This window comes from Dyella sp. LX-66 (genome assembly GCF_018599165.1).
In the GTDB taxonomy this organism is placed as follows: domain Bacteria; phylum Pseudomonadota; class Gammaproteobacteria; order Xanthomonadales; family Rhodanobacteraceae; genus Dyella_D; species Dyella_D marensis.
Genome location: NZ_JAHFVJ010000001.1, coordinates 1 through 14,349, shown reverse-complemented (window position 1 = coordinate 14,349; position 14,349 = coordinate 1). Strand labels below are relative to the sequence as shown.

8 protein-coding genes are annotated in these 14,349 nt (G+C 64.4%); all 8 read left to right on the top strand.

The window, feature by feature from the left end:
• The first annotated feature begins 339 nt into the window (after window positions 1–339).
• The 8 genes from rplJ (at window position 340) to tuf (ending at window position 14,346) form a co-directional block, all read left to right on the top strand.
• Window positions 340–867 carry a 50S ribosomal protein L10 gene (gene rplJ, locus KK141_RS00040; RefSeq protein WP_214569473.1) on the top strand — a complete coding sequence of 176 codons (528 nt, stop codon included), beginning with the start codon at window positions 340–342 and terminating at the stop codon, window positions 865–867.
• A gap of 52 nt (window positions 868–919) precedes the next feature.
• Entirely contained in the window at window positions 920–1,291 is a 372-nt protein-coding gene (gene rplL / locus KK141_RS00035) for a 50S ribosomal protein L7/L12 (protein WP_131153102.1), read from the top strand.
• Window positions 1,292–1,522: 231 nt separating this feature from the next.
• Window positions 1,523–5,680 carry a DNA-directed RNA polymerase subunit beta gene (gene rpoB, locus KK141_RS00030; RefSeq protein ID WP_214569472.1) on the top strand — a complete coding sequence of 1,386 codons (4,158 nt, stop codon included), beginning with the start codon at window positions 1,523–1,525 and terminating at the stop codon, window positions 5,678–5,680.
• Window positions 5,681–5,705: 25 nt separating this feature from the next.
• Entirely contained in the window at window positions 5,706–9,920 is a 4,215-nt protein-coding gene (rpoC, locus tag KK141_RS00025) for a DNA-directed RNA polymerase subunit beta' (RefSeq protein ID WP_214569471.1), read from the top strand.
• Between the two features lie 179 nt (window positions 9,921–10,099).
• The gene (gene rpsL, locus KK141_RS00020; protein ID WP_026633431.1) at window positions 10,100–10,474 is read left to right on the top strand and encodes a 30S ribosomal protein S12; all 375 of its coding nucleotides are present in this window, start codon (window positions 10,100–10,102) and stop codon (window positions 10,472–10,474) included.
• Window positions 10,475–10,495: 21 nt separating this feature from the next.
• A complete protein-coding gene (rpsG, locus tag KK141_RS00015; protein ID WP_167258796.1) occupies window positions 10,496–10,963 on the top strand; it encodes a 30S ribosomal protein S7 in 468 nt (155 codons plus the stop codon).
• A gap of 27 nt (window positions 10,964–10,990) precedes the next feature.
• Complete coding sequence (gene fusA / locus KK141_RS00010) at window positions 10,991–13,108, top strand: elongation factor G (protein WP_214569470.1); 2,118 nt, start codon at window positions 10,991–10,993, stop codon at window positions 13,106–13,108.
• Window positions 13,109–13,155: 47 nt separating this feature from the next.
• The gene (tuf, locus tag KK141_RS00005) at window positions 13,156–14,346 is read left to right on the top strand and encodes an elongation factor Tu (RefSeq protein ID WP_214569469.1); all 1,191 of its coding nucleotides are present in this window, start codon (window positions 13,156–13,158) and stop codon (window positions 14,344–14,346) included.
• Window positions 14,347–14,349 lie beyond the last annotated feature (3 nt).

The following is a 14,349-nucleotide window of genomic DNA, read 5'->3' as shown; positions in this document are numbered from 1 at the left end:
TCATCAAGTCCTGCGCCGGCGATGCCGGCGCAGGCACGTTTTTGAGGGCAGGTGGCGTTCTTCCCGAACGTCGCCGCCGTCAAAGACCGCAGGCGCGATCAGCGCGCGACGACGACGAGCAGGGAGCTCGTATTGGCATGGAATCGCCGTCGTCGGCAGCGGGGTCGCTTAATCGGTTCCCTTGCGGATCCGGCCTGCGCAGATGGTGCTGCCCCTTCTGGAATTTGTTCTGGAAAGGCCACCACCCGGGATCCCTCAGGATCCCCGACGTCACGGAAGGCGTCGCCCAGGACCGCAAGCGGCAGGAGTCGCAAGCGGATTTCAAAGTGGAGGAGTGATATGGCTCTGAATCTCTCTCAGAAGCAAGAAGTAGTCGCCGAACTGGCAGAAGTTGCCGCGAAGGCTCACTCCTTGGTCGCTGCCGAGTACGCGGGCACCACGGTCGAACAGATGACCGCGATGCGCAAGAAGGCTCGTGAATCCGGTGTGTTCTTGAAGGTTGCCAAGAACACGCTCGCTTCGCGCGCCGTGGCTGGTACCGAGTTCGAGGTCGTCAAGGACGTCCTGACCGGTCCGCTGCTGTATGCGTTCTCGACCGAGGAGCCCGGCGCTGCCGGTCGCCTGATCAAGGAATTCGCCAAGACCAACGACAAGCTCAAGGCCAAGGTCGTTTCCGTGGAAGGCAAGCTGTACCCCGCCGCCCACGTGGAAGTCCTGGCCTCGCTGCCGACCCGCGAAGAAGCCCTCGCCATGCTGGCCCGTGTGCTGGCCGAGCCCGCTGCGATGTTCGCCCGCGCCGTCAAGGCCGTGGCCGACAAGCAGGGTGGCGGCGAAGCGGCTCCGGCCGAGGCCGCGGCTGAAGCTTGATCGCTCAGTTCGACGAAATTTCTAACCGAATCAATTTCCAGAGGTAATCAAAATGTCCCTGACCAACGAACAGATCGTTGAAGCCGTCGCCGCCAAGTCGCTGATGGAAGTGATGGAGCTGGTGAAGGCCATCGAAGAGAAGTTTGGCGTGTCCGCCGCCGCCCCGGTCATGATGGCCGCCGGCCCGGCCGCCGCTGGCCCGGCTGCCGAAGAGCAGACCGAGTTCGACGTGATCCTGAAGAGCGCCGGCGAGAAGAAGGTCGACGTGATCAAGGCCGTCCGCGCCATCACCGGCCTGGGCCTGAAGGAAGCGAAGGACCTGACCGAGGCCGGTGGCGTCGTGAAGGAAGCCGCTTCGAAGGATGACGCTGCGAAGTTCAAGAAGGACCTCGAAGCTGCCGGCGCCACGGTCGAACTGAAGTAATCGGCGCTCTTGCGCGCCGTCAGTTTGATCTAGCGTCAAGCAAGCCTGGGAGCGAAAGCTCCCGGGCTTTGCCTGCTTAAGCAGGCAGCGGTACCCGAGGGAGGCAAGGCATGGAGCATGGCGAGTCGGCGGCAGGCCGAATCCTCATGCTCGATTCCTTCGAATCCCTGCAAATCCATTCAGCCGGTGTGTGCACCACCGGCGTCACTGCGAACCGAGGCGGTACCCACCATGACCTACTCGTTTACCGAGAAGAAGCGCATCCGCAAGGATTTCGGCAAGCGTCCCCCTGTACTGGGCGTGCCGAACCTGCTGACCATCCAGACCGATTCCTACAGGGAGTTCCTGCAGGAGCAGGTCGCGCCGAAACAGCGCGACGACAAGGGTCTGCACGCCGCGCTGAAGTCGGTCTTCCCGATCGTCAGCTATTCCGGCAATGCGGCTCTGGAGTACGTCGACTATCGACTGGGCGAGCCCGCGTTCGACGAGCGCGAATGCCGTAACCGCGGCATGACCTTCGGCGCGCCGCTGCGCGTCACCGTGCGCCTGGTCATCTACGACAAGGACAGCCCGGCATCGAAGAAGGCCGTCAAGTACGTGAAGGAGCAGGAGGTCTACATGGGCGAGATTCCGCTCATGACCGACACCGGCACCTTCATCATCAACGGCACCGAGCGCGTCATCGTCTCGCAGCTGCACCGTTCGCCGGGCGTGTTCTTCGACCACGACCGCGGCAAGACGCACAGCTCGGGCAAGCTGCTGTTCTCGGCCCGCGTGATCCCCTACCGCGGCTCCTGGCTGGACTTCGAGTTCGACCCGAAGGACGCGCTGTACACCCGTATCGACCGTCGCCGCAAGCTGCCGGTGACGGTGCTGCTGCGCGCGCTGGGCTACTCCAACGAAGAGATGCTCGACATCTTCTTCGAGCACAACGTGTTCCACCTGGGCAAGAAGGGCGGCACCACGCTGGAGCTCGTCGCCGAGCGCCTGCGCGGCGAAACGCTGACCTTCGACCTGGTCGTGGGCGACAAGGTGCTGGTGGAAGCCGGCAAGCGCATCACCGCGCGCCACGTCCGCCAGCTGGCGGCCGAGAACATCACCGCGCTGGAAGTGCCGGACGACTACCCGGTCGGCCGCATCCTGGCGGTCGACATCGTTGACTCCAAGACCGGCGAGCTGCTGGCCTCGGCCAACGACGAGATCACCGCCGACCAGCTCGAGAACTTCCGCAAGGCCGGCATCGAGACGGTGCCGACCCTGTACGTGAACGACCTCGACCGCGGCGCCTACGTCTCGCACACCCTGCGCATCGACAACACCAAGACGCAGCTCGAGGCGCTGGTGGAGATCTACCGCATGATGCGCCCGGGCGAGCCGCCGACCAAGGACGCCGCGCAGAACCTGTTCTACAACCTGTTCTTCACCTTCGACCGCTACGACCTGTCGGCCGTCGGCCGCATGAAGTTCAACCGCCGCGTCGGCCGCAAGGAGATCGTCGGTCCGGGCGTGCTGTACGACCACAAGTACTTCGGCGAGCGCAAGGAAGAGGAAGCGCAGAACCTGGTGCAGTCGCAGGGCGACAGCTCCGACATCCTCGACGTGCTGAAGGTGCTGATCGACATCAAGAACGGCCACGGCACGGTTGACGACATCGACCACCTGGGCAACCGCCGCGTGCGTTCCGTGGGCGAAATGGCGGAGAACACCTTCCGCATCGGCCTGGTGCGCGTCGAGCGCGCCGTGCGCGAGCGCCTGTCGCTGGCCGAGTCCGAGGGCCTGACCCCGCAGGAACTGATCAACGCCAAGCCGGTCGCGGCGGCGGTGAAGGAGTTCTTCGGCTCCTCGCAGCTCAGCCAGTTCATGGACCAGAACAACCCGCTGTCGGAAGTAACGCACAAGCGCCGCGTCTCGGCCCTCGGCCCGGGCGGCCTGACCCGCGAGCGCGCCGGCTTCGAAGTGCGCGACGTGCACCCGACCCATTACGGCCGCGTCTGCACCATCGAAACGCCGGAAGGCCCGAACATCGGCCTGATCAACTCGCTGGCCGTGTACGCCCGCACCAATGCCTACGGCTTCCTGGAGACGCCGTACCGCAAGGTCGAGAACGGCAAGGTCACCGACAAGGTGGACTACCTCTCCGCGATCGAAGAGGGCGACCACGTGATCGCCCAGGCGAACTCGCCGTTGAAGGACGGCCGCTTCGTCGAAGACTTCGTGTCCTGCCGCTTCCGCGGCGAGTCCGAGCTGCGTCCGGCGGCCGAAGTCGGCTACATGGACGTGTCGCCGATGCAGACCGTGTCGGTGGCGGCGGCGCTGGTGCCGTTCCTGGAGCACGACGACGCCAACCGCGCGCTGATGGGCGCGAACATGCAGCGCCAGGCCGTGCCGACGCTGCGTTCGCAGACCCCGCTGGTCGGTACCGGCATCGAGCGCGCCGTGGCGCGCGACTCGGGCGTGATCGTCACCGCCAAGCGCGGCGGCGTGATCGACCAGGTCGACGCCGGCCGTATCGTGGTGCGCGTCAATGAGAGCGAAGTCGGCGACAACGACGCCGGCGTCGATATCTACACGCTGACCAAGTACACCCGTTCCAACCAGAACACCAACCTCAACCAGCGTCCGCTGGTAAACGTGGGCGACGTGGTGGCGAAGGGCGACACGCTGGCCGACGGTTCGTCGACCGACCTGGGCGAGCTCGCGCTCGGCCAGAACATGCTGATCGCCTTCATGCCGTGGAACGGCTACAACTTCGAAGACTCGATCCTGCTGTCCGAGCGTGTCGTGCAGGAAGACCGCTACACCTCGATCCACATCGAGGAGCTGGCCTGCATCGCGCGCGACACCAAGCTGGGTGCCGAGGAAATCACCGCCGACATCCCGAACGTGGGTGAGCAGGCGCTGGCCCGCCTCGACGAATCCGGCATCGTGTACATCGGCGCCGAAGTGAAGGCGGGCGACATCCTGGTCGGCAAGGTCACGCCCAAGGGCGAAAGCCAGCTGACCCCGGAAGAGAAGCTGCTGCGCGCGATCTTCGGCGAGAAGGCTTCGGACGTGAAGGACAGCTCGCTGCGCGTGCCCCCGGGCATGGACGGCACCGTCATCGACGTGCAGGTCTTCACCCGCGACGGCATCGAGAAGGACAAGCGCGCGAAGCAGATCGAGGAAATGGAAGTCAAGCGCATCCGCAAGGACCTTGACGACCAGTTCCGCATCCTCGAGGGCGCCATCTACAACCGCATGCGCACGCAGCTGGTCGGCAAGATCGCCAACAGCGGCCCGGGCGGCCTGAAGCGCGGCGCCGAAGTCACCGACGCCTACCTGGACAGCCTGAAGAAGGACGACTGGTTCAAGGTCAACGTCAAGGACGAGGACGTCACCGAGTTCCTCGAGCGTGCGGCCGACCAGGTCAAGCGCCATCGCGAGGAGTTCGACAAGCGCTTCAAGGAGAAGCAGGGCAAGATCACCCAGGGCGACGACCTCGCGCCGGGCGTGCTGAAGATGGTCAAGGTGTTCCTGGCCGTGAAGCGCCGCATCCAGCCGGGCGACAAGATGGCCGGCCGTCACGGCAACAAGGGCGTGGTGTCCAACGTGGTGCCGGTCGAAGACATGCCGTTCATGGCGGACGGCACCTCGGTCGACATCGTGCTGAACCCGCTGGGCGTGCCCTCGCGTATGAACATCGGCCAGATTCTGGAAGTGCATCTTGGCTGGGCCGCGAAGGGCCTGGGCAAGAAGATCCAGAAGATGCTCGAAGCGCAGGCCAAGGTGGCGCAGATCCGCGAATTCCTGGATCAGATCTACAACCACCATGTGGCTGGCGCCGTGCAGCACGTCGACCTGAAGTCGCTGACCGACGAAGAAATCTTCACCCTGGCCGACAACCTGCAGGAAGGCGTGCCGATGGCAACGCCGGTGTTCGACGGCGCCGAAGAGTCCGAGCTGAAGGCGATGCTGCGCCTGGCGGATCTGCCCGAGTCGGGCCAGACCACGCTGTTCGACGGTCGTACCGGCGAAGCGTTCGACCGTCCGGTCACCGTCGGCTACATGCACTACCTGAAGCTGAACCACCTGGTCGACGACAAGATGCACGCGCGTTCCACCGGTCCGTACTCGCTCGTCACCCAGCAGCCGCTGGGCGGCAAGGCGCAGTTCGGCGGTCAGCGCTTCGGCGAAATGGAAGTCTGGGCGCTGGAAGCCTACGGCGCGGCCTACACCCTGCAGGAAATGCTGACGGTGAAGTCCGACGACGTGCAGGGCCGCAACCAGATGTACAAGAACATCGTCGACGGCAACCACGAGATGGCGGCCGGCATGCCGGAGTCCTTCAACGTGCTCGTGAAGGAAATCCGCTCGCTCGGCATCGACATCGACCTGGAAGAGATCAAGTAACCCCTGGGTTACAGGAGCTTATGCAATGAAAGATTTGCTCAATCTGTTCAACCAGCAGCGCGCCACGCCCGATTTCGATTCGATCAAGATCGCGCTGGCCTCGCCGGAGTTGATCCGTTCCTGGTCGTACGGTGAAGTGAAGAAGCCGGAGACCATCAACTACCGCACCTTCAAGCCGGAGCGCGACGGCCTGTTCTGCGCCGCCATCTTCGGCCCGGTGAAGGACTACGAGTGCCTGTGCGGCAAGTACAAGCGCATGAAGCACCGCGGCGTGGTCTGCGAAAAGTGCGGCACCGAGGTCACCCTGGCCAAGGTGCGCCGCGAGCGCATGGGCCACATCGAGCTGGCCAGCCCGACCGCGCACATCTGGTTCCTCAAGTCGCTGCCGTCGCGCATCGGCCTGATGCTGGACATGACCCTGCGCGACATCGAGCGCATCCTGTACTTCGAAGCCTTCGTGGTGATCGATCCGGGTCTGACCGCGCTTGAGCGCGGCCAGCTGCTGAGCGAAGACCAGTACCTCGAAGCCGTGGAAGAGCACGGCGACGAGTTCGACGCGCGCATGGGCGCCGAGGCGGTGTACGAGCTGCTGAAGTCGCTCGACCTGCCGGGCGAAGTGGTGCGCCTGAAGGAAGAGATCTCCTCGACCAACTCCGAGACCAAGCTCAAGCGCCTCACCAAGCGCGTGAAGCTGATCGAGGCGTTCCTGGAGTCGGGCAACCGTCCGGAGTGGATGGTGTTGACCGTGCTACCGGTGCTGCCGCCGGACCTGCGTCCGCTGGTTCCGCTGGACGGCGGCCGCTTCGCGACCTCCGACCTCAACGACCTGTACCGCCGCGTCATCAACCGCAACAACCGCCTCAAGCGCCTGCTCGAGCTCAATGCGCCCGACATCATCGTGCGCAACGAGAAGCGCATGCTGCAGGAATCGGTCGATGCGCTGCTCGACAACGGCCGCCGCGGCCGTGCCATCACCGGCACGAACAAGCGCGCGCTGAAGTCGCTGGCCGACATGATCAAGGGCAAGCAGGGCCGCTTCCGCCAGAACCTGCTCGGCAAGCGCGTGGACTACTCCGGTCGTTCGGTGATCGTGGTGGGCCCGACCCTGCGCCTGCACCAGTGTGGCCTGCCCAAGAAGATGGCGCTCGAGCTGTTCAAGCCCTTCATCTTCGCCAAGCTGCAGGCGCGCGGCGAAGCGACCACCATCAAGGCCGCCAAGAAGCTCGTCGAGCGCGAGGAAGGCCAGGTGTGGGACATCCTCGAGGACGTGATCCGCGAGCATCCGGTGCTGCTGAACCGCGCACCGACCCTGCACCGCCTGGGCATCCAGGCGTTCGAGCCGGTGCTGATCGAAGGCAAGGCGATCCAGCTGCATCCGCTGGTCTGTACCGCCTTCAACGCCGACTTCGACGGCGACCAGATGGCCGTGCACGTGCCGCTCTCGATCGAGGCGCAGCTGGAAGCGCGCGCCCTGATGATGTCCTCGAACAACATCCTGTCGCCCGCCAACGGCGAGCCGATCATCGTGCCGACCCAGGACGTGGTGCTGGGCCTGTACTACATGACCCGCGAGCTGGTGAACGTGAAGGGCACCGGGATGGTGTTCTCGAGCATCAGCGAGGTGCGCCGCGCCTATGACAACCGTGCGGTGGAACTGCACGCGAAGATCAAGGTGCGCATGAACGTCACCCAGATCGACGAGGAAGGCAACCGCAGCAGCTCCGTGCAGCTGGCGGATACCACCGTCGGTCGCGCGCTGCTGGTCGAGATCCTGCCGGAAGGCCTGCCGTTCTCGCTGGCCAACACCGAGCTGACCAAGAAGGCCATCTCGCGCCTGATCAACTCCAGCTACCGCCTGCTGGGCCTGAAGGACACCGTGGTGTTCGCGGACAAGCTGATGTACACCGGCTTCCGCTTCGCGACCCGCGCCGGCATCTCGATCGGCATCGATGACATGATCATCCCCGAGCAGAAGAAGCCGATCCTGGAAGAGGCCGAGAAGGAAGTGGTCGAGATCCAGGAGCAGTACCAGTCGGGCCTGGTCACCGCCGGCGAGCGCTACAACAAGGTGGTCGACATCTGGTCGCGCACCAACGAGCTGGTGGCCAAGGCGATGATCGACGGCATCGGCACCGAGAAGGTGACCAATGCCAAGGGCGAGATCGTCGCCCAGAAGTCGATGAACTCGCTGTACATCATGGCCGACTCCGGCGCGCGTGGTTCGGTCGCGCAGATCCGCCAGCTGGCCGGCATGCGCGGCCTGATGGCCCGTCCGGACGGCTCGATCATCGAGACCCCGATCAAGGCCAACTTCCGCGAAGGCCTGAACGTGCTGCAGTACTTCAACTCCACCCACGGCGCCCGTAAGGGCCTGGCGGATACGGCGCTGAAGACCGCCAACTCGGGTTACCTGACCCGCCGCCTGGTGGACGTGGCGCAGGACGTGGTGATCACCTCCCTCGACTGCGGTACCGAGGAAGGCGTGATCATGCAGCCGATCGTGGAAGGCGGCGACGTGGTCGAGCCGCTGCGCGAGCGCGTGCTGGGCCGCGTGGTGGTCGAAGACGTCTACGGCCCGGGCGAGGACAACGAGCCGATCGTCACCCGCGACACCCTGCTGGACGAAGCCTTGGTCGAGAAGCTCGACAAGGCCGGCGTGCAGTCGATCAAGGTGCGCTCGCCGATCACCTGCCAGGCATCGCATGGCGTGTGCGCGCTGTGCTACGGCCGCGATCTGGCCCGTGGCCACCTGGTCAACATGGGCGAGGCCGTGGGCGTGGTTGCCGCGCAGTCGATCGGCGAACCCGGCACCCAGCTGACCATGCGTACGTTCCACATCGGTGGTGCGGCTTCGCGTGCGGCGGCGGTGGACAACGTGACGGTGAAGACCACCGGCACGCTGAAGTTCAACAACCTCAAGACCGTGCAGCACGCCCAGGGCCACCTGGTGGCGGTGTCGCGTTCGGGCGAAGTGTCGGTGATCGACGCCAACGGCCGCGAGCGCGAGCGCTACAAGGTGCCGTACGGCTCGACCATCGCGGTCAAGGACGGCGATCCGGTCAAGGCTGGCCAGACCGTGGCCAACTGGGATCCGCATACCCATCCGATCGTGTCGGAAGTGGCCGGTACCGTGCGCTTCATCGACTTCATCGATGGCGTTACCGTGCAGAGCCAGACCGACGAGCTGACCGGCCTGGAGTCGGCGGTGGTGACCGATCCGAAGCGTCGCGGCACCGCGGCCAAGGACCTGCGCCCGATCGTCCGCCTGGAAGACAGCAAGGGCCGCGAGCTCAAGCTGCCGGGCACCGACGTGCCGGCGCAGTACATGCTGCCTGCCGGCGCGATCGTGTCGATCCAGAACGGCGCCGAAGTGGGCGTGGGCGACGTGGTTGCCCGTATCCCGCAGGAAACCTCCAAGACCCGCGACATCACGGGTGGTCTGCCCCGCGTGGCCGACCTGTTCGAAGCGCGCAAGCCGAAGGAGCCGGCGATTCTGGCCGAGCGCTCCGGCGTGGTCAGCTTCGGCAAGGACACCAAGGGCAAGCAGCGCCTGATCATCAAGGACTCCGACGGCAACGAGCACGAGGAGCTGATCCCGAAGTGGCGCCAGGTCATCGTGTTCGAAGGCGAGCACGTGGAGAAGGGCGAAACCGTGGTGGACGGCGAGCCGAATCCGCACGACATCCTGCGCCTGCTGGGTGTCGAGCCGCTGGCTTCGTACCTGGTCAAGGAAATCCAGGACGTCTACCGCCTGCAGGGCGTGAAGATCAACGACAAGCACATCGAAACGATCATTCGCCAGATGCTGCGCAAGGTTGAGATCACCGAGGCGGGCGACAGCCATTACCTTCGTGGCGAGCAGGTCGAGCGTGTCCGCATCAATGCGGAAAACGACCGCGCCAGCTCGCGCAACGAGCGTCCGGCGGACTTCCAGTCGGTGCTGCTGGGCATTACCAAGGCGTCGCTGGCGACCGAGTCGTTCATCTCGGCCGCTTCGTTCCAGGAGACCACCCGCGTCCTTACCGAGGCGGCGGTCCGTGGCACGCGCGACACCTTGCGAGGCCTGAAGGAAAATGTTATTGTCGGCCGTCTCATCCCGGCAGGTACGGGTTTGGCGTACCACGCGCAGCGTCGTCGCCAGGGCGGTCTTACCGCCGCGGAGCTGGATACCCTTTCCGGCACCGCTTCCCCGGTCTCCTTCGCGGAAGCCACCGTCGGTAGCGACAATGGTTCGGAGTAAGCCCCGTCGGGGACTTGCTCGCTGACATACGAAATGAGGCGCAAGGATTGCGCCTCGTGTTCGAGTCATGGAGGGCAGGGCGTCAGCTTGTCTGTGACGAGCTGCCCATGTTAAATTCCCGCTTCTTGGCAGACCGAGCTGATTCGGTCTGCCTTTATGTTTCTCAGGAAAAGTTACGCATGTCGACTATCAACCAGTTGGTGCGCAAGTCCCGCAGCCCGAAGAGCTACAAGAGTGCTTCTCCGGCCCTGCAGAACAGCCCGCAGCGCCGCGGCGTTTGCACGCGCGTCTACACCACCACCCCGAAGAAGCCGAATTCGGCCCTGCGTAAGGTTGCCAAGGTGCGCCTGACCAACGGTTACGAAGTCATCAGCTACATCGGCGGCGAAGGCCACAACCTGCAGGAGCACTCGGTGGTGCTCATCCGCGGCGGCCGCGTCAAGGATCTGCCGGGTGTGCGTTATCACACGGTGCGCGGCAGCCTCGACTGCGCCGGCGTCACCAAGCGCCGTCAGTCGCGCTCCAAGTACGGCGCCAAGCGCCCGAAGAGCTAAAGAGCTAAAGGACAACGAGAAATGTCGCGTAAAGGTTCCCATCCCGCCCGCCTGGTCCTGCCGGACCCCAAGCACGGCAGCCAGCTGATCGCCCGCTTCATCAACATGGTGATGAAGAGCGGCAAGAAGTCCGTGGCCGAAGCCATCGTCTACGGTGCGCTCGATCACCTGGGCGAGAAGCACGCCGAGCCGGTCTCGCTGGTCGAGAAGGCGCTGAACAACATTGCTCCCGCGGTCGAGGTTAAGTCCCGCCGCGTCGGTGGTGCCACTTACCAGGTGCCGGTCGAAGTGCGCTCCGGTCGCCGCATGGCGCTGGCCATGCGCTGGGCCATCGAGTCCGCCCGCAAGCGCGGCGAGACCTCGATGCCGCGCAAGCTGGCTGCCGAGCTGCTTGAGGCTTCCGAGAATCGCGGTGGCGCGATCAAGAAGCGCGAAGAGACGCATCGCATGGCCGAGGCCAACAAGGCGTTCTCGCACTACCGCTGGTAAGCAAAGTACAGATTCGAGGTTACTACCGTGGCACGCACCACCCCCATCGAGCGCTACCGCAACTTCGGCATCATGGCCCACATCGATGCCGGTAAGACCACGACCACGGAGCGCATCCTGTTCTACACCGGCGTCAGTCACAAGATTGGCGAGGTGCATGACGGTGCGGCAACCATGGACTGGATGGAGCAGGAGCAGGAGCGCGGCATCACCATTACGTCGGCGGCAACGACGGCGTTCTGGAAGGGTATGGATCGTTCCTTGCCCGAGCATCGCTTCAACATCATCGATACTCCCGGGCACGTCGACTTCACCATCGAGGTGGAGCGTTCGTTGCGCGTGCTCGATGGTGCGGTGTTCGTGCTTTGCGCCGTGGGTGGTGTGCAGCCGCAGTCGGAAACCGTGTGGCGCCAGGCCAACAAGTACCACGTGCCGCGCCTCGCGTTCGTCAACAAGATGGACCGCACGGGTGCCAACTTCGAAAAGGTGGTCGAGCAGCTGAAGGCGCGCCTGGGTGCGAACCCGGTGCCGATGCAGGTGCCGATCGGCGCCGAAGACAACTTCGAGGGCGTGATCGACCTGCTCAAGATGAAGTCGATCGTCTGGGACATGGAGTCCCAGGGCATGAAGTTCGAGTACCAGGACATCCCCGCCAACCTGAAGGAAAAGGCCGCCGAGGCCCATAGCTTCATGGTCGAGGCGGCTGCGGAAGCGTCCGAAGACCTGATGAACAAGTACCTGGAAGAGGGTGACCTCTCCGAGGAAGAAATCATCAGCGGTCTGCGCGCGCGCACGCTGTCCAGCGAGATCATCCCGGTGTTCTGCGGTACCGCGTTCAAGAACAAGGGCGTCCAGGCGATGCTCGACGCGGTGGTGAACCTGCTGCCGTCGCCCGCCGACCGCCCGCCGGTGGCCGGCATGGACGAGGACGACAAGGAAGCCACTCGCAGCGCCGACGACAATGCGCCGTTCTCCGCGCTGGCGTTCAAGATCATGACCGATCCGTTCGTCGGCTCGCTCACGTTCTTCCGCGTCTACTCGGGCACGCTCAATGCCGGCGATCAGGTGTACAACCCGATCAAGTCGCGCAAGGAGCGCATCGGCCGCATCCTGCAGATGCACGCGAACGAGCGTCAGGAAATCAAGGAAGTCCGCGCCGGCGACATCGCCGCGGCGGTCGGCCTGAAGGACGTGACGACCGGCGATACGCTGTGCTCGCAGGACCACGTGATCACCCTGGAGCGCATGACGTTCCCGGAGCCGGTGATCTCGATGGCGGTGGAGCCGAAGACCAAGTCCGACCAGGAAAAGATGGGCATCGCGCTGGGCCGCCTGGCCGCCGAGGATCCGTCCTTCCGCGTGCGTACGGACGAGGAATCCGGCCAGACCATCATCTCCGGCATGGGCGAGCTGCACCTGGACATCATCGTCGACCGCATGCGTCGCGAGTTCAATGTCGAGGCGAACGTCGGCAAGCCGCAGGTGGCCTACCGCGAAACCATTCGCAAGAGCGACGTCAAGGCGGACTACAAGCACGCCAAGCAGTCCGGCGGTAAGGGCCAGTACGGCCACGTCGTGCTCGAGCTGTCGCCGATGTCCGACGAGGACAAGAAGAGCCCGAACGTCAAGGACGATTTCCTTTTCGTCAACGAGATCTCCGGCGGTGTGATTCCGAAGGAATTCATCCCGGCGGTTGAAAAGGGTCTGCGCGAAACCATCTCCAGCGGTCCGCTCGCCGGCTATCCGGTGGTGGGCATCAAGGTGAAGCTGGTGTTCGGCTCGTACCATGACGTCGACTCGTCCGAAACCGCGTTCAAGATCGCCGCGTCGATGGGCTTCAAGGAAGGCTTCCGCAAGGCCGATCCGGTCCTGCTCGAGCCGATCATGAAGGTCGAGGTGGTAACGCCGGAGGACTACGTCGGTGACGTGATGGGCGATCTGAGCCGTCGTCGCGGCCTGCTGCAGGGCCAGGACGACACGCCGTCGGGCAAGACCATCAATGCGATGGTGCCGCTCGGCGAGATGTTCGGCTATGCGACCACCATCCGCTCGCTGACCCAGGGTCGCGCTACCTTCACGATGGAGTTCGACCATTACGCCGAGGCGCCGAACAACATCGCCGAGCAGGTCATCAAGAAGGCCTGATAAGGTCTTCCTCCTTCTACAACACAGTTCTTTCAGAGGTTTGAGACATGGCAAAGGGTAAGTTCGAACGCACCAAGCCGCACGTCAACGTCGGCACGATCGGTCACGTGGACCACGGCAAGACGACGCTGACGGCGGCGCTGACGAAGGTGGGTGCCGAGCGATTCGGCGGCGAATTCAAGGCTTATGACGCGATCGACGCGGCGCCGGAAGAAAAGGCGCGCGGTATCACGATCTCGACGGCGCACGTGGAATACGAATCGCCGAACCGCCACTACGCGCACGTGGACTGCCCGGGCCACGCCGACTACGTGAAGAACATGATCACGGGTGCGGCGCAGATGGACGGCGCGATCCTGGTGTGCTCGGCCGCTGACGGTCCGATGCCGCAGACGCGTGAGCACATCCTGCTGTCGCGCCAGGTGGGCGTGCCGTACATCGTGGTCTTCCTGAACAAGGCGGACATGGTGGACGACAAGGAGCTGCTCGAGCTGGTCGAGATGGAAGTGCGCGAGCTGCTGTCGAAGTACGAGTTCCCGGGCGACGACACCCCGATCATCGTGGGTTCGGCGCGTGCGGCGCTGGAAGGCGACCAGTCGGACATCGGCGTGCCGGCGATCATCAAGCTGGTGGAAGCGCTGGACACGTACATTCCGGAGCCGGTGCGTACGCTGGACAAGCCGTTCCTGATGCCGGTGGAAGACGTGTTCTCGATCTCGGGCCGCGGCACGGTGGTGACCGGTCGTATCGAGACGGGCATCATCAAGGTGGGCGAGGAAATCGAGATTGTCGGTATCCGCCCGACCGTGAAGACGACCGTGACCGGCGTGGAAATGTTCCGCAAGCTGCTGGACCAGGGCCAGGCGGGCGACAACGTGGGTCTGCTGCTGCGCGGCACGAAGCGTGACGAAGTGGAGCGCGGCCAGGTGCTGGCCAAGCCGGGTTCGATCACGCCGCACACGGACTTCGAGGCCGAGGTGTACGTGCTGTCGAAGGACGAGGGTGGCCGTCATACCCCGTTCTTCAAGGGCTACCGCCCGCAGTTCTACTTCCGCACCACCGACGTGACCGGCGCGATCGAGCTGCCGGAAGGCGTGGAGATGGTGATGCCGGGTGACAACGTGAAGATGAAGGTGACCCTGATCGCGCCGATCGCGATGACGGACGGCCTGCGCTTCGCGATCCGCGAAGGTGGCCGCACCGTCGGCGCCGGCGTCGTCGCCAAGGTCACCAAGTAAGTA